Origin of the sequence: Nonomuraea sp. AD125B, assembly GCF_041402765.1 — a bacterium.
Taxonomy (GTDB): domain Bacteria; phylum Actinomycetota; class Actinomycetes; order Streptosporangiales; family Streptosporangiaceae; genus Nonomuraea; species Nonomuraea bangladeshensis.
In genome coordinates, this window is the sequence record NZ_JBGLOU010000016.1 from 18,361 (window position 1) to 33,347 (window position 14,987).

General features: G+C 71.3%; 16 protein-coding genes. 2 read left to right on the plus strand and 14 right to left on the minus strand.

The genetic code is table 11. From position 1 onward, the window contains the following. Nucleotides 1-16: 16 nt before the first annotated feature. The 7 genes from ACBR40_RS35400 to ACBR40_RS35430 form a co-directional block, all read right to left on the minus strand. Nucleotides 17-211, minus strand: coding sequence for a hypothetical protein (locus ACBR40_RS35400; RefSeq protein ID WP_090938435.1), 195 nt, complete (start codon nt 209-211; stop codon nt 17-19). 191 nt (nt 212-402) lie between these two features. Next, the gene (locus tag ACBR40_RS35405; protein WP_329590605.1) at nt 403-690 is read right to left on the minus strand and encodes an acylphosphatase; all 288 of its coding nucleotides are present in this window, start codon (nt 688-690) and stop codon (nt 403-405) included. A gap of 14 nt (nt 691-704) precedes the next feature. Further along, nucleotides 705-1,622: a LysR family transcriptional regulator gene (locus tag ACBR40_RS35410; RefSeq protein WP_371251565.1), complete on the minus strand. Its 918-nt coding sequence runs from the start codon at nt 1,620-1,622 to the stop codon at nt 705-707. Between the two features lie 85 nt (nt 1,623-1,707). Then, a complete protein-coding gene (yicI, locus tag ACBR40_RS35415; protein WP_371251566.1) occupies nt 1,708-3,957 on the minus strand; it encodes an alpha-xylosidase in 2,250 nt (749 codons plus the stop codon). A 7-nt stretch (nt 3,958-3,964) separates the two neighbouring features. After that, on the minus strand, nt 3,965-4,855 hold the full coding sequence (locus ACBR40_RS35420) for a carbohydrate ABC transporter permease (protein WP_371251567.1): 891 nt from the start codon (nt 4,853-4,855) through the stop codon (nt 3,965-3,967). Further along, nucleotides 4,852-5,778, minus strand: coding sequence for a sugar ABC transporter permease (locus tag ACBR40_RS35425; RefSeq protein ID WP_344206500.1), 927 nt, complete (start codon nt 5,776-5,778; stop codon nt 4,852-4,854). Before ACBR40_RS35425 ends, ACBR40_RS35420 begins: the two co-directional genes overlap by 4 nt. A 54-nt stretch (nt 5,779-5,832) precedes the next feature. Next, complete coding sequence (locus ACBR40_RS35430; RefSeq protein ID WP_371251568.1) at nt 5,833-7,191, minus strand: ABC transporter substrate-binding protein; 1,359 nt, start codon at nt 7,189-7,191, stop codon at nt 5,833-5,835. A gap of 138 nt (nt 7,192-7,329) precedes the next feature. Between ACBR40_RS35430 and ACBR40_RS35435 the strand changes: the two genes are divergently transcribed. Next, nucleotides 7,330-8,868: a glycoside hydrolase family 43 protein gene (locus ACBR40_RS35435; protein WP_344206498.1), complete on the plus strand. Its 1,539-nt coding sequence runs from the start codon at nt 7,330-7,332 to the stop codon at nt 8,866-8,868. On the opposite strand, the gene ACBR40_RS35440 is transcribed toward ACBR40_RS35435, so the two are convergent. Further along, nucleotides 8,865-9,884 (minus strand): LacI family DNA-binding transcriptional regulator, encoded by a 1,020-nt coding sequence (locus ACBR40_RS35440; RefSeq protein WP_344206497.1) that lies wholly within the window; start codon nt 9,882-9,884, stop codon nt 8,865-8,867. The genes ACBR40_RS35435 and ACBR40_RS35440 overlap by 4 nt on opposite strands. 179 nt (nt 9,885-10,063) lie before the next feature. On the opposite strand from ACBR40_RS35440, the gene ACBR40_RS35445 reads away from it, so the two are divergent. Beyond that, nucleotides 10,064-11,224: an MFS transporter gene (locus tag ACBR40_RS35445; RefSeq protein WP_371251569.1), complete on the plus strand. Its 1,161-nt coding sequence runs from the start codon at nt 10,064-10,066 to the stop codon at nt 11,222-11,224. Here ACBR40_RS35445 and mutM read toward each other — a convergent pair. The 6 genes from mutM to rsmD all read right to left on the minus strand — a co-directional run bounded on the left by mutM (nt 11,163) and on the right by rsmD (nt 14,956). After that, nucleotides 11,163-12,017 carry a bifunctional DNA-formamidopyrimidine glycosylase/DNA-(apurinic or apyrimidinic site) lyase gene (gene mutM / locus ACBR40_RS35450; protein WP_344206495.1) on the minus strand — a complete coding sequence of 285 codons (855 nt, stop codon included), beginning with the start codon at nt 12,015-12,017 and terminating at the stop codon, nt 11,163-11,165. The two genes, ACBR40_RS35445 and mutM, sit on opposite strands and share 62 nt — an antisense overlap. A 24-nt stretch (nt 12,018-12,041) precedes the next feature. Further along, nucleotides 12,042-12,776 (minus strand): ribonuclease III, encoded by a 735-nt coding sequence (gene rnc, locus ACBR40_RS35455; protein WP_020543958.1) that lies wholly within the window; start codon nt 12,774-12,776, stop codon nt 12,042-12,044. Between the two features lie 314 nt (nt 12,777-13,090). Continuing rightward, entirely contained in the window at nt 13,091-13,270 is a 180-nt protein-coding gene (rpmF, locus tag ACBR40_RS35460; RefSeq protein ID WP_033409409.1) for a 50S ribosomal protein L32, read from the minus strand. 1 nt (nt 13,271) lies between these two features. Next, nucleotides 13,272-13,841, minus strand: a complete 570-nt coding sequence (locus ACBR40_RS35465; protein WP_371251570.1) for a DUF177 domain-containing protein — start codon at nt 13,839-13,841, stop codon at nt 13,272-13,274. A 54-nt stretch (nt 13,842-13,895) separates the two neighbouring features. Further along, entirely contained in the window at nt 13,896-14,372 is a 477-nt protein-coding gene (gene coaD / locus ACBR40_RS35470; protein WP_344206494.1) for a pantetheine-phosphate adenylyltransferase, read from the minus strand. A 14-nt stretch (nt 14,373-14,386) separates the two neighbouring features. Continuing rightward, complete coding sequence (gene rsmD, locus ACBR40_RS35475) at nt 14,387-14,956, minus strand: 16S rRNA (guanine(966)-N(2))-methyltransferase RsmD (protein ID WP_344206493.1); 570 nt, start codon at nt 14,954-14,956, stop codon at nt 14,387-14,389. Nucleotides 14,957-14,987: the final 31 nt, after the last annotated feature.

The following is a 14,987-nucleotide window of genomic DNA, read 5'->3' on the forward strand; positions in this document are numbered from 1 at the left end:
TGCGCTCCGATCACTCTCAGGTGAGTGCCGGCTCGCGCTCTTGCATGCGGCTGAGCGCCTCGTCGCGGGTTTGCGCCGCAAGAGCGTCGTTCGTGGCCTGAAGTCGGATGAGTTCTGCCTCCAGGTCACGGATGCGCTGCTGCAGGCGGCGCATCTCCGAGACCATACGAGGGTCAGGACCGCCGACGTGGCCGAGTAGAGCCTTCGCCATGGTAAAGGGTCCTCCACGCTGAGTGACCAGACTGGTTCGCGCACTTCTTATTCCGCGGGAGGGGTGCGCGTGGTACCTAACAAGAGTCGCACCGGCAGTGTGGGCGGTCAAGTCGAACAAACCGCTGCGCCCTACTGATGGGCACTCCCGACATACAACTATACCCTATTTGGGCGGTTAGACAAAAGCGGCTACCTCTCTACAAAACCGCCCAAACTACCTCGGGGTTCGCTCCAACGTTCCACTACTCCATCGACCCTGCCCGGCGTGTCGCAACCTCTGAGCAGCTCCAGCAGCTTGACGCAGCTCGCGCGAGGGCCCTCCGCGACGACCTCGACCCGGCCGTCGTCGGTGTTGCGCGCCCATCCGGTGAGGCCCAGCTCCAGTGCTCTGGCACGGGTCCACCAACGGAAGCCGACACCCTGCACCCTCCCCCGGACCCAAGCCGTCAACCTGGCGTTTTCCTGATTTTCCGTCATCTTTCCCCTCCCCCTCAGGCCGTTCTCAGGCGGTCCGAGCGCCCTTCCCCGAGGGACGCCCAATCGTCAGCCGCCGTCACGAACGCCCTGACCGCGGCGCTCTCCGCCGTCCTCACCCAGGCCAGTCCTAAGATCGACGGCATCAGCCCGCTGACCGGGACGAAGCTTACGTCGGCCCGCTCGGCGACCTCCGCGGTGGGGGCGCACAAAAGCATTCCTCCCCGTCCCAGGGCCACCTGTGTCAAGCCCTCCTGAAGGGTGGCGACCGCGCCGGCCCGGGGTATCGGACGACCGGAAGGCGTCACGGAGGGTGCCGTCCGCTCGCTCCACCAGCGCGGCGCCGGCCCCGCCAGGCCGAGCAGCGGCACCCCGGCCAGCTCCTCCGCCGTGACGGCCGCCCGCGCCGCCAGCGGGTGGCCGGCGGGGAGCCCGAGCCGATAGGGGACCCTGTTGAGCGCCGGCCCCGTGGCGAGGTCGGGCTCGTCCACCGGCAGCAGGGTGAAGACGACGTCCACCTCGCCGGAGCGCAGCCGGGTGAAGGGGTCGGCGAGCGGGATCTCCACCAGCTCGGCCGCGCTGCCCGGATTGCGGCGCTCGAAAGCCCGTACGCTGCCCGTCACGACCTCCGTGGGCGTCGCGAGGAAGCCGACCCGCAACACTTCCGTCACCGCCCGCGCGGCGGCCCTGGCGCGGCCCACGGCGCCCGTCACGCCCTCGTAGGCGGGCCTCAGGTCGGCCAGGAAGCGCTCGCCGAGCGGCGTCAGGCGCACCCGCCGGCTCGTCCGCTCGACCAGCCGGCCTCCGATCCTGGTCTCCAGCGCGCGCAGGAGCTGGCTGACCCGGGCGGGTGACAGGTAGAGGCGTTCGGCCGTACGGGCGAAGTGCAACTCCTCGCTGAGCGCCAGGAAGCACTCCAGCTCCCTGAAATCCATGTCCGCCTCCCGTGGATCAACGAGCCTGACTGAACCAAGCCTCCGGACGTCGCCGTTGTTCCCGATCCGCCGGCCGGCTCGCTGATCAGGCCATCTCGTACGACCATCCGAAGGCGAGGTCCGAGGACACGGAGACCTCGTCGCCGGAGCGGGTGACCGTGAAGCGGGCCGGCAGGCCGGTCGCCTGGTCGGTGACGGTGATCGTCTTCTCGCCGTCCGGCCCCGGGTAGACGCGCAGCGTGAGCCCGTCCAGGTAGTCGTAGTCCGGCCGGTCGTCGCGCGCGCCGACCGGCAGCACGGCGCCCTCGCGCACGTAGATCGGCATCGAGGTGAAGCCGTGCCGCTCGGTGCGCCAGCGCCCGCCCTCGGCCCGCTCGCCCGTCAGGTAGTTCGTCCACGTGCCTTCTGGCAGGTAGAACTCCACCGTGCCGTCCGCCGTGAAGACCGGCGCGACCAGCAGGTCGGGGCCCAGCATGTACTGGGTGTCGAGGTGGGCGGCGTTGCGGTCGCCGGGGAACTCCATAGCCATCGGCCGCATCACCGGCGTCCCGCTCTCGTGCGCCCGCAGGCCCGCCTGGTACAGGTACGGCATCAGGCGCAGCTTGAGCTTGGTGAACAACCGCGTGACCGTCACGGCCTCCTCGTCGAACGCCCACGGCACCCGGTACGAGGACGAGCCGTGCAGCCGCGAGTGCGACGACATCAGCCCGAACGCCACCCACCGCTTGAACACGCCCGGGTCCGGGGTGCCCTCGAAGCCGCCGATGTCGTGGCTCCAGAAGGAGAACCCGGAGAACGCGAGCGACAGGCCGCCGCGCAGGGTCTCCGCCATCGACTCGTACGTCGAGCCCGTGTCGCCGCCCCAGTGCACCGGCATCCGCTGCCCACCGGCGGTCGCCGACCGGGCGAACACCACGGCCTCGCCCCGCCCGCGCCGCTCCTCCAGCACCTCGAACACGGCCTGGTTGTACAGATGCGTGTAGAGGTTGTGCAGGCGCTCGGGGTCGCCGCCGTCGAAGTAGGCGACGTCGAGCGGCACGCGCTCGCCGAAGTCGGTCTTGAACGCGTCCACGCCCTGGTCCAGCAGCGCGCGCAGCTTCGACTGGAACCACGCGGTGGCATCGGGGTTGGTGAAGTCGACCAGCCCCATGCCGGCCTGCCAGAGGTCCCACTGCCAGACCGTGCCGTCCGGCCGCCTGAGCAGGAAGCCGCGCGCGGCCGCCTCGGCGAACAGCGGCGAGCGCTGCGCGATGTAGGGGTTGATCCACACGCAGACGCGCAGGCCCTTCGCGCGCAGCCGGGCCAGCATGCCCTCCGGGTCGGGGAAGACGCGCGGGTCCCACTCGAAGTCGCACCAGTTGAACTCGCGCATCCAGAAGCAGTCGAAGTGGAACACCGACAGCGGCAGGTCGCGTTCGGCCATGCCGTCGATGAACGACGTCACGGTCCACTCGTCGTAGTCGGTGGTGAACGAGGTGGACAGCCACAGGCCGTAGGACCAGGCGGGCAGCCGTGCGGGACGGCCGGTCAGCGCCGTGTACCGTTCCAGGATCTGCTTCGGCTCGGGCCCGTAGATCACCAGGTACTCCAGGCTCTCGTCCTCGACCGAGAACTGCACCCGCTGCACGGCCTCCGACCCCACCTCGAACGAGACGTGCCCGGGATGGTTGACGAGCACCCCGTAGCCCCGGTTGGTCAGGTAGAACGGCACGTTCTTGTACGCCTGCTCGGAGGACGTGCCGCCGTCGGCGTTCCAGATCTCGACCGTCTGGCCGTTCTTGGCCAGCGGGCCGAAGCGCTCGCCCAGCCCGTAGACCACCTCGCCCACGCCGAGCGAGAGCTGCTGCGCGAGGTACGCGGCCGGGCCCGTCCTGGGCTTGCCGACCGGTCCGGGGTCGGTCTGCGCGTCGGCGGCGAGCCGGAAGTAGCCGACCGACTTGTGGCCGCTGGAGGTCAGCGTCCGGCCGCCGGCGTGGAAGCTCAGCTCCCACGGCGCTCCCGGCGCCATGGTCGCGGCGAGCGCGCCGCTGGTCAGCGTCGCGCCGCCGCCGGCCGCGGTCTTGACCACGCCGTGCCCGCCCCCGGCGCCGGGCAGGTCGAAGCCGCGCCCGCCGCGCGCGTGGTGCTCCACGCGGACGCGGATCACGTTCTCCAGGGGCGACGACAGCCGCAGCGTGAGGACCGGCCGGTTGAGCGTGTCGCCGCGGCGGCCGATCACGGTGGTGGGCGCGGTGACGGTCAGCTCGCCCTCGGCGGCGTCGAGGTCGTACGCCTCGGCCGCGTACAGCGCGGTCACGCCGGGCCGGAGCTGCCAGAGCCCGTCGGTGAACTTCACTGCGGAGTCATCCCTTCAGTCCGCCGGCCAGCAGGTCGGCACGCCAGAAACGCTGCAGCACCAGGACGAGCGCGATGAGCGGGATCACCGACACGGCCGAGCCCATGATGACCAGCGGGTAGAGGTCGCTGTCGCCCGCGCCCTTCGACAGGAACGTGTACAGGCCCAGGGTGATCGGATACTTCTCCTGGTCGGAGAGCATGATGAAGGGCAGCAGGAAGTTGTTCCAGATGCCGACGAACTGCAGCAGGAACACCGTGACCAGCCCCTGCACCATCATCGGCAGCACGATCGTGGCGAAGATGCGCAGCTCGCCCGCGCCGTCCAGGCGGGCCGCCTCCAGCGTGCTCTCCGGGATCGCGGCGGTGGCGAAGACCCGGCACAGGAAGATGCCGAACGGGTTGATGATCACCGGCAGCAGCACCGACCAGTGCGTCCCGGCCAGGCCGACGCTCGCCAGCAGCAGGTACTGCGGGACGGCCAGCACGATGCCGGGCACCAGCACGCCGGCCAGGATCACCGAGAACAGCGCCTCGCGCCCGCGGAAGCGGAACTTGGCCAGCGCGTACCCGGCCATGGCCGACACCAGCGTGGACAGCACCGCGCCGAGCCCGGCGTACAGCAGCGAGTTGAGCCCCCACCGCCAGAACTGGCCGTCGCCGTACGCGCTGAGGCTCGCCAGGTTGTCCAGCAGGCCGCTGCCCGGCGCGAAGGAGAAGGTGGTGAACAGCTCGCGCGGCGTCTTCGACGCGGCCAGCACCACCCACGCCACCGGCGTCAGGCAGTACAGCGCGCCGAGCAGCAGCACGACCAGCGGCAGCCGCGGCCGCCGCCCGGCGCGCGGCCGGCGGCGCACCTGGCGGAACTGGCGGTCGCCGGTGCGCGTGACGGCGGTCATGCGTTGTCCCCGAACGTGCGGCGCTGGAAGAAACGCAGCAGGAGCAGCGACAGGGCGAGGATGCCGACCGCCAGCACGACGGAGGCGGCGGCCGCCCCGCCCAGGTTGTCGTTCACGAATGCCTCTTGGTAGATCTTCATCAGCGGCACCCAGGTGAAGCTGATGGTGGTGGTCATCGGCCGCAGCGTGGCCGGCTCGCTGTAGAGCTGCAGGGTGCCGATCACGGAGAACAGCCCGGTCAGCACCAGCGCGGGCGCGACCAGCGGGATCTTGATGCGCCAGGCGATCTGCAGCTCGCTCGCGCCGTCGATGCGGGCGGCCTCGTACACGCTGGTCGGGATCGCGCGCAGCGACGTGAAGATGATGATCATGTTGAAGCCGACGCCCGACCACAGCGCGATGTTGGCCAGCGAGAAGTACAGCGCGGGGAAGGAGAAGAAGTCCAGCGGCCCCGCGTTCAGCTCGCGGGCCACGTAGCTGATCGGGCTGGTGCTCGGCAGGTACAGAAAGCCCCACAGCAGGCTGGCGATCACGCCGGGCACCGCGTACGGCAGGAAGATCGCGGTGCGGGAGAAGCCGCGCGCCCGCACCCGCGGGGTGTCGAGCAGCAGCGCGAACAGCAGCGCCAGGCCGAGCACGCTGGGGATGGCGATGACGCCGTAGAGCAGCACCCGGCCGAGCCCGGCGACGTACTCCGGGTCGGTCAGCGCGGCCGTGTAGTTGTCGAGGCCGACGAAGGTCTGCGTCCGCCGCCCGAACGCGCCGCCGCCCTCGATGCGGAAGCCGCGGAAGCTCAGGTAGACGGCGTAGCCGATCGGGATGATCAGGAACAGGGCGAAGAACACGATCGCGGGCGTGGCGAACAGCCACGGGGTGGCGGCGGCGCGCAGGCGCGGCCGCCGTCCTGCGGATGCAGCGGGCATGAGGACATCCAGAGCTGGGGTCGGAGCCGGGGGCCCGCGCGGGGCCCCCGGCGGCTACTTGGTGACGGTGTAGCCGGTCTTCTGCAGGTCGGCGACGACGGCCTGCTGCGTGGCCTGGTACACGGCGCGGAAGGAGGTCTGGTCGAGGGCGGCCTTGTTGAGCGCGTCACCGAAGGCGGTCTGCGCGACGTTCACGTTGGGCCCCCAGGTGACCGGGATCGTGGTGTTCCTGATCACCTGGTCGGTGACCTGGTAGAAGTCCTTCTGCTGCGGCATCAGCTTCGGCGGCTCGTGGCTCAGCGTCGCCTGGCGGCCGGCGTTCGCGCCGGGGAAGAGGTCGAGGCCGAGCAGCAGCTTCGAGCCCTCCTCCGACGCGCCCAGCCACGCGGCGAAGGCCGCCGCCTCCTTCGCGTGCTTCGACTTCTCCGGCACGAGGTACGCCGACCCGCCCAGGAACGGCACGGCCGCCTGGCCCGCCGTCCACTGCGGCAGCGGCGCCGACTCCCACTTGCCGGCCGTGTCCGGCGCCACCGAGTAGATCACGCTGGGCGCCCAGGCCGCGGCGGCCCAGCTCAGGATCTTGCCGTCGTTGACCTTCGCGTTCCACTCCGGGGTGAGCAGCGGCTCGACCTTCACCAGGTCGCGCTCCACGAGGTCCTGCCAGAAGTCGGCGGTCTTGAGCGAGGGCTCGCTGTCGATGCCGACCTTCCACGCGTTGCCGTCGGTGCTCCACCACTGCGCGCCGGCCTGTGCGGCCTGCGCGGCGAAGAACTCGAGCTGGTTGGCGGCGAAGCTGGCGATGTAGGCGTCCTTGTCCTTCTTGCGGATCTGCTCGGCGGCCTTCGCGTACTCGTCCCAGGTGGTCGGCACCTTGATGCCGAACTTGTCGAACAGGTCCTTGCGGTAGGTGAGCACCATCGGGCCGATGTCCTGCGGGACGCCGTACACCTGGTTGTTGAAGGTGGTCTGGGCCCAGATGTTGGGGTCGACGTTCGCCTTCACGCCGGCCAGGTCGGCGGTGATGTCCTTGACCGCGCCGGCCACCACCAGGGCGGGCAGGCCGCGGTACTCGATCTGCACCACGTCGGGGGTGCCGCCGGCCTGGTCGGCGGCCAGCAGCTTGGAGGCGGTCTCGGTGGTGCCGCCTACCTCCGACAGCTTGACGGTGACGTTCGGGTGCTCCTGGTGGTACTTGTCGACGATCGCCTTGGCCGCCGGGTCGCTGCCCTTGAGGCTCCAGGTCCAGAACTCCAGCGTGACGGGCCCGCTCTCGCCCGCGCTCTGCGAGGGGGAGGGCGCGTCGGCGGACGAGCAGGCGGCCAGCGAGCCCGTCAGGGCGAGCGCGAGCGCGGCGCCCAGCAGGACGCGGCGGCGTCCCCCTCGTCGGGGCTGGGGGAGGGTGGGTGAGGTCATGACGAGCTCCTCGGCAAGGTGATGCGTCCCGCGGCGGATACCGGGTCGTGCGTTGGGATCTAACCTGATGTTAACGTTGTCATGCTGTCAAGCCCCCCGCTCGTAACAGAGCCGCAAAACGTTTCGGAGCCCGTCCCCGTGCCCACCTTCCGCAACCCCGTCCTGCCCGGCTGCCATCCCGACCCATCCGTCTGCCGGGTCGGCGCGGACTTCTACCTGGTGACCTCCTCCTTCGCGTACTATCCGGGGCTTCCCCTCTTCCACAGCCGTGACCTGGTGCGATGGCGGCAGCTCACGCACGTGCTGAACCGGCCGGGACAGCTCCCGCTACACGGGCTCGACGTCTCCGACGGGGTGTGGGCGCCGACCATCCGCCACCACGAGGGCACCTTCTACGTCGTCTCCACACTGGCGGTGAACAGGCGGGGCAGCCGCACGTTCGTCGTCACCGCCACCGACCCGGCCGGGCCGTGGTCCGACCCCGTGCCGCTGGAGGCCGAGGGCATCGACCCGTCGCTGTTCTTCGACGACGACGGCCGCTGCTGGTTCACCGCCTGCCGCGACGCGCCGGGCGAGGGCGGCCCCGGCGAGCTGTGGATGCGCGAGCTGGACCTCGAACGGCTCAAGCTCGTCGGGCCCACCCACGTGCTCTGGAACGGCGCGGTGCGCGGCGCCTGGGTGGAGGCACCGCACCTGTACAAGCGCGACGGCGTCTACCACCTGATCGCCGCCGAGGGCGGCACCGAGCGCAACCACAGCGTCACCGCCGCCCGCGCCGCCCACGTCACCGGCCCGTACGTCACCGACCCGCGCAGCCCCCTGCTGACCCACCGGCACCGCGGCCCGGACGAGCCCGTCCACAACGTCGGCCACGTCGACCTGGTCGACACGCCCGGCGGCGAGACGTGGGCCGTGGCGCTCGGCGTGCGTCCCGTCGACGGCACCCACACGCTGGGCCGCGAGGTCTTCCTCGTGCCCGTCGCCTGGACCCCCGCCGGGCCCGTGTTCGCGCCCGAGACGGGCGGCGTCCGGCTGAGCGAGCGGCTGCCCGCGCTCCCCGCCGCGCCGCACGACCCGCCGGCGCCCGCCCTGACGTCCTTCGAGGGCGCCGGGCCCGGCCTGGAGTGGAGCAGCCTGCGCGGGCCCGTCGACCACCTCGTCCGCCCGGGCGCCGACGGCCTGGAGATCGAGGCGGCCCCCGAGCCGCTGAGCGGCACCGGCGTGCCGGCCTTCGTCGGGCGGCGGCAGCAGCACGTCCGCTTCCACGCCGCCGCGCGCGTCCGATTCGCGGCGTCCGGCCCGGACGAGGAGGCCGGGCTCGCCGTCTTCCAGAGCCAGGACCAGCACGCCGGCCTCGCCCTCACCGCGGACGCCGCCGGTGCGCCGCACGCCGTGCTGACCGTCCGCGAGGCCGGGGCCGGCACCCGCCTGGCGGCCGTCCCGCTGCCTCCAGGGGAGGAGGTGGTGCTCGCCGTCGAGGGCGACGAGCGCGCGTACGCCTTCCGCGTCCGGATCGGCGATCAGTGGACCCGGCTCGGCGACGTCGAACGGGCCCTGCTCAGCACCGAGCGGGCGGGCGGGTTCGTCGGCGTCCACCTCGGCCTCTACGCGCAAGGGCGGGGCGACGGCCGCCGCGCCCTGGTGCGCTGGTTCGACTACCGGCCGCTCCAGCACTAGGAGGTCGGTCTCGGCGGGGCGGTGCTGCGGCGGACGACCAGCTCCGGCGGGATCCGCTCCGAGGAGGCCGGCTCGCCGCGCATCATCCGCAGCACCTGCTCGATCGAGCGCTCCCCCAGCGTGAAGAAGTCCTGCCGAACGGTCGTCAGCGCGGGCACCAGGTAGGCCGCCCCCGCGATGTCGTCGAACCCGACCAGCGACACGTCACCAGGCACCTTGACGCCCAGCTCGGCGAAGGCCGCGAGCACGCCCATCGCCATCTGGTCGTTGCCCGCGAAGATCGCGGTCGGCCGCTCGCCGCCGGGCCTGGTGACCAGGTAGTGGGCCAGCCGGTAGCCGCTGTTGCCGGTGAAGTCGCCCTCCAGCAGCTCCCCCTGAGCCTCGGGCGCGTCCTTCAGCGCGGCCCGCCAGCCCTCCACGCGGGCCCGGGCGTCGAACGTCCGCAGCGAACCCGTCAGGTGCACGATGCGACGGTGCCCCAGCTCCAGCAGGTGCCGGACGGCCAGCCGCGCGCCCAGCTCCTGGTCCAGCTCGACGAAGCCGATGTCCGGGTTGGGGACGTTGCCGGACATGATCACCGAGATCGGGACGCCCGTGACGACGCCGGTCAGCGCGTCCATCACCATCGGCCGGTCGGCGATGACGGCGATCGCCTCGACCGCCTGGTCGGTGAGCCGCTGCAGCGTCTCGGCCAGGTCGGTGGTGGTGCCGCCCTGCCAGCTCGCCAGGTTGACCCAGTAGCCGGCGCGCTGCGCCGCCGTCTGCACGCCGCGCAGGATGCGGGGCAGCTCGTACAGCTCGGTGCCGGCCAGCACCACGCCGACCGTCGAGGAGCGGCGGCTCTTCAGTGCGCGGGCGACGCTGTTGCGGCGGTAGCCGAGCTTCTCGATCGCGGCCTCGACCCTGGCGCGCGTCTCGGGGCGCACGGACGGGTGGTTGTTGAGCACGCGGGACACGGTGACGTGCGACACGCCCGCCTCGCGTGCCACGTCGACCATGCCTGGCGCCCGGTTCATGTCCTCCGCTTCCCCCGCTGCGTCGCGATCATATCCGCCTGGTGGTGACGGCCTCGTCCACGATATTCGTCCGCGTACGGCAGGTTGGTCCGCCTCCTGTGGATCATTAAGCCTGGCTGAACGAAGCCTTCGGACTTCGCCGTTGTTCCCGACGCGGGGCCGGAAGAAGGCTGAGGGGCATGACGACAACCCTTGACGCGGGCCCCGTACGGGCCCGCCCGCTCGCCGTGGCCTCGGTCGCCCTCGGCACCTTCACCATCGTGACCAGCGAGATGCTTCCCGTCGGCCTGCTCACCTCGATCGCCGCGGACCTCGGGATCTCGCCGGGGACGGCGGGCCTCACCATGTCCGCGCCGGGGCTGGTGGCCGCCGTGGTCGCGCCTGCGCTGGCCTTGGCCGCCCGCCGGGCCGACCGCAGGACCCTGCTGATGGGGCTGATGGCGCTGCTGGCGGTGGCCAATCTCGCGGCGGCGCTCGCGCCCGGCTACGCGGTCATGCTGGCGGCCCGGGTGGCGACCGGGGTGAGCATCGGCGGGTTCTGGGCGTTCGCGGCCGGGCTCGGGGCGCGGCTGGTGCCCGAGCGGCAGGTCGGGCGGGCCACGTCGGTCATTCTGGGCGGGGTGTCCGTGGCGTCGGTGCTGGGGGTGCCCGCGGCGGCGCTGGTGTCCTCCTCGGCCGGGTGGCGGGCGGCCTTCGCCGCCCTCGGCGTCGTGGCCCTGGCCCTGCTCGCGCTGCTCGCCGCCACCCTCCCGGCCCTGCCCGGCGCCGCGCCGGAGGCCGGCGCGAAGGCGGGGTTCCGGATGTCGCGGGCGCTCGTCCTCGTGGTCGTGCTGACCGTGCTGATCATCAGCGGCCACTTCGCCGCCTACACCTACCTGCGGCCGTTCATGGAGCAGGTCGGGCAGGCCGGTCCCGGCCTGGTCAGCGCCGCCCTCCTGCTGTACGGCGCCGCCGGTGTGGCCGGCAACTTCGCGGCGGGGGCCCGCGCGGCCAGGAGCCCCAGGGCCGTCCTCGTCGTGCTGGCCGTCCTCATCGCCCTGGCCACGGCCGCCCTGGCGCTCACCGCCCCTCCCCTGGCCGCGGTCGTCGTGTGGGGGTTCGGCTACGGCGGCGTCGGCGTGACGCTGCAGCTGTGGATCATGCGCTCAGGCGGCGGCGAGCTGGGGACGGCGCTGTTCGTGAGCGCGTTCAACCTGTCGATCGCGCTCGGCGCCCTGGCCGGCGGCCGGGTGGTGGACGGGGTGTCGATCACCGCCGCGATGTGGCCGGCCGCCGCACTCAGCCTGCTGGCCGCTGCCGCCGCTGGCATCTGGGGCAGGAGTAGGACGAGCGGTTCATGAACGCCTCCCGCCGGATCGCCGCGCCGCACCGGGAGCAGGGCAGGTCGCGCCGCCCGTAGACCTCCAGCGAGCGCTCGAAGTAGCCGCTCTCGCCGTTGACGTTGACGTACAGGCTGTCGAAGGACGTGCCGCCCTGCCGCAGCGCGGCGGCCATCACGGTGCGGACCGCCGCCAGCAGCTCGGCGATCTTCGGCTTGCTCAGCGTCTGCGTCGGGCGGGCCCAGTGCAGCCGCGAGATCCAGAGGGCCTCGTCGGCGTAGATGTTGCCGACGCCGCTGATCAGCGACTGGTCCAGCAGGGCCCGCTTGACCTCGGTGCGCCTGGCCCGCAGCCGCCTGGCGAACTCCTCGTCGTCGAAGGCCGGCTCGAACGGGTCGGGCGCGATGTGCGCGATCGGCTCGGGCACCCCGTCCACCAGGGCGGTGAGCATGACGTGCCCGAACGTGCGCTGGTCGACGAAGCGCAGGTCGGGGCCGCCGTCCTCGAAGCGGAGACGCACCCGCAGGTGCTTCTCCGGCGGCGCCTGCGGATCGACGACCAGAAGCTGGCCGCTCATCCCCAGATGCGCCAGCAGCGCCTCCTGGGCGCCCGACAGCGGCAGCCACAGATATTTGCCGCGGCGCTCGGCCGACAGGACCGTGCGGCCCTTCAGCCGGGCCGCGAACTCGTCGGCGCCGGGCGCGTGCCGCCGGACGGCGCGCGGGTGCAGCACCTCGGCGTCGGCGATCTCACGGCCGACGACCCACTGGGCGAGGCCGCGCCTGACGACCTCGACCTCCGGCAACTCCGGCACAGGGGACTCCGCTCCTCGCGCGGGTCAGCCCGCGGCGGGCTGGCTCTCGCGCTGCTTCTCGCGCTCGTCGCGGCGGGCCCTGATGCGGGTCCACGCCGCCTCGGCGGCCTGCTGCTCGGCCTCCTTCTTGCTGCGGCCGGTGCCCGATCCGTAGGACTCGCCGCCGACCCGCACCATGGCGGTGAACGACTTGGCGTGGTCGGGCCCGCTCTCCTCGACGTGGTATTCGGGCACGCCGAGCGCCTCGGAGGCGGTGAGCTCCTGCAGCGAGGTCTTCCAGTCGAGCCCGGCGCCCAGCGACGCCGAGCGCACGATCAGCGGGTCGAACAGCAGGTGGACCACGCGGAACGCCTCGCCGAGCCCTTTGTCGACGTAGATCGCGCCGATCAGGGCCTCCAGCGTGTCGGCCAGGATCGAGGACTTGTCGCGCCCGCCGGTGCCCTCCTCGCCCCTGCCGAGCCGCAGGAAGCGGCCGAGGCCGAGGTTGCGGGCCACGTCGGCCAGCGCGCGCATGTTGACCACGGCCGCGCGCAGTTTGGCGAGCTGCCCTTCGGGCAGGTCAGGGTGGTTGCGGTAGAGGGTGTCGGTGACCACCAGGCCGAGCACCGAGTCGCCGAGGAACTCCAGGCGCTCGTTGGTCGGCAGGCCGCCGTTCTCGTACGCGTAGGAGCGGTGCGTCAGCGCCCGCTCAAGAATGTCGTGGTCGAGCCCGACCGACAGAACCCGCTCCAGCTCGTCCCTGGCTACTTCGACGGCCACGGGCTTAGGACCTGCGCCCACGTGCTTCCTCCTCGGACATCTTCCTATGGCGATGGCGCGCCGACTGGCGGGAAGATGCCCGAAAACGTGGTGGGCGTCGGGGTGATCGCGTTGGCCCCGGCGTCCACCACGGCCGCGGGCGAACCGCCGCCGCACGCATCTGAGACGGTAACGCCGACCGAGGCACAATGGCACTCGGTCGGCATCACGTCAACTGCTGACGAGAAACCTGCCGTGTGACTGCCGCCACGCTTTCAACCAAGCACGAAAGGCGGCGGCGGTCCATCCGGCAGAGGTCCGGTCGTGCCGGCGGATCAGGCGGACGGCTCGATGACCTGACGGCGGTTGTAGGTGCCGCAGGTGGGGCACGCGATGTGCGGCTGCTTCGGCGAACGGCACTGCGGGCAGCTCACCAGGGCGACGGCAGTCGTCTTCCACTGGGAGCGACGGGCGCGGGTGTTGCTCCGCGACATCTTTCGCTTCGGGACGGCCACGTCACTTCTCCTGATCGTTATCTTTGTCGGAAATCAGACCTTGCAACGACGCCCAGCGGGCATCGATCACCTCGTGCCGGTGGTCGTCGCCGGCCTCGGCCAGCTTGACCCCGCACTCCGCGCAGAGCCCTTCGCAGTCCTCGCGGCACACGGGGCTCAGCGGCAGTGCGAGCACCACCGCGTCGCGGAACGTCGGCTCGAGGTCGAGCAGCTCGCCGTCGAGCAGCGAGTCGTCCTCCGAGGCGTCCTCGTCGGAGTAGAAGAACAGCTCCTGCAGATCGACCTCGATGTCCGAGGACATCGGGTCGAGGCAGCGGGCGCACTCCCCGGCGAGCGGGGCGCGCGCCGTGCCGGACACGAGCACGCCTTCCATCACTGCTTCGAACCGGAGATCCAGCTCGACTTCGGCGTCCTTGGGGACACCGATCATGTCGACGCCGAGGTCTGCCGGTGCCGGGAGCGTCAGGGTCATCTGCCGCATCGTGCCCGGCCGCTTGCCCAGGTCATGAGTGGAGATCACCCACGGGGAGCGGGGGTCGAGGTGCTGAGTCATCCTGATCTCGCTAGGCATGGCGAAGATGCTCGCCGTCGTACAAGGCCGAAATGAAAGGATAGCAGGTCGCGTTCAGCCCCTGAGCCGCTCGACGAGGAGCTTGTGCACGAGGTCGGGCACCAGGCCCGACACGTCTCCACCATAGCGGGCGATCTCCTTGACCCTGCTGGAGGACAGGAACGAGTATTCGGGGTTGGTCGGCATGAACAGCGTCTCCACCCCCGACAGGCGGTAGTTGAGCTGGGCCATCTGCAGTTCGTAGTCGAAGTCGCTGACCACCCTGATGCCCTTGACGATGGCGGGGATGTCGTTCTGCTTGCAGAAGTCCACGAGCAGGCCGTGGAACTTCCTGACGGTGACGTTCGCGAAATCCTTCGTGACCGTCTGCAGGATCTCGATGCGTTCGTCGACGGTGAACAGGCTGCTCTTCTCGACGTTGATGAGGACCGCCACGGTCACCTCGTCGTACAGGCGGGCCGCACGTCCGATGATGTCGAGATGGCCATTGGTGATGGGGTCGAACGACCCCGGGCAGACTACGCGGCGCAAGACGCCTCCCAGGTCTACGGGTTCCCGGCGGCGCGACCGTACCAAACGGACGCTTCGCCATAACGACGGACCCTCTCCTCAACGTACCCGTCAGGCCACACAAGGGCTTTTCCCCTGCTTTCCCGCTCGAAAGCCACCAGCCCGTCGTCAACCAGCCAGCCGTGGTCCCGCAGCAGCTCAAGCACGGTCGTCACTTCCGCGTCCGGCACCGCGTAAGGGGGATCGGCGAAGACGACGTCGAACGGGCCGCCCTCGGGCGGCTTGGCGAGCAGCCGGGTGACCTTGTCCGCTACCACCCGCGCGCCTTCCAGGCCCAGCGTGCGGACGTTGTCCTTGATCGTCCGCACCGCCTTCGGGTCGGACTCGACCAGCACCGCCTCGGCGGCCCCGCGCGACAGCGCCTCCAGGCCGATCGCGCCGGAGCCCGCGTAGAGGTCGAGGAAACGGACCTCGTCGAGGCCGTACAGGGAGCCGAGCGTCAAGAAGATGCCTTCTCTGGCCCTGTCGCTGGTCGGCCTCGTGCCGCGCCCCGGCGGCACCGCCAGCCGCCTGCCACCTGCGCTCCCCGCGATGATCCGAGTCATGTGCCCCATTCTTTCGCATGTTCCCGCAGGT

Bases quoted from the DNA above. Each gene is read 5' to 3' on its own strand.
- ACBR40_RS35420 (WP_371251567.1), bottom strand. From the start codon at position 4,855: ATGACCGCCGTCACGCGCACCGGCGACCGCCAGTTCCGCCAGGTGCGC.
- ACBR40_RS35410 (WP_371251565.1), bottom strand. From the start codon at position 1,622: ATGGATTTCAGGGAGCTGGAGTGCTTCCTGGCGCTCAGCGAGGAGTTG.
- ACBR40_RS35400 (WP_090938435.1), bottom strand. From the start codon at position 211: ATGGCGAAGGCTCTACTCGGCCACGTCGGCGGTCCTGACCCTCGTATG.
- ACBR40_RS35405 (WP_329590605.1), bottom strand. From the start codon at position 690: ATGACGGAAAATCAGGAAAACGCCAGGTTGACGGCTTGGGTCCGGGGG.
- ACBR40_RS35425 (WP_344206500.1), bottom strand. From the start codon at position 5,778: ATGCCCGCTGCATCCGCAGGACGGCGGCCGCGCCTGCGCGCCGCCGCC.
- rsmD (WP_344206493.1), bottom strand. From the start codon at position 14,956: ATGACTCGGATCATCGCGGGGAGCGCAGGTGGCAGGCGGCTGGCGGTG.
- ACBR40_RS35465 (WP_371251570.1), bottom strand. From the start codon at position 13,841: ATGCCTAGCGAGATCAGGATGACTCAGCACCTCGACCCCCGCTCCCCG.
- ACBR40_RS35440 (WP_344206497.1), bottom strand. From the start codon at position 9,884: ATGAACCGGGCGCCAGGCATGGTCGACGTGGCACGCGAGGCGGGCGTG.
- ACBR40_RS35430 (WP_371251568.1), bottom strand. From the start codon at position 7,191: ATGACCTCACCCACCCTCCCCCAGCCCCGACGAGGGGGACGCCGCCGC.
- ACBR40_RS35445 (WP_371251569.1), top strand. From the start codon at position 10,064: ATGACGACAACCCTTGACGCGGGCCCCGTACGGGCCCGCCCGCTCGCC.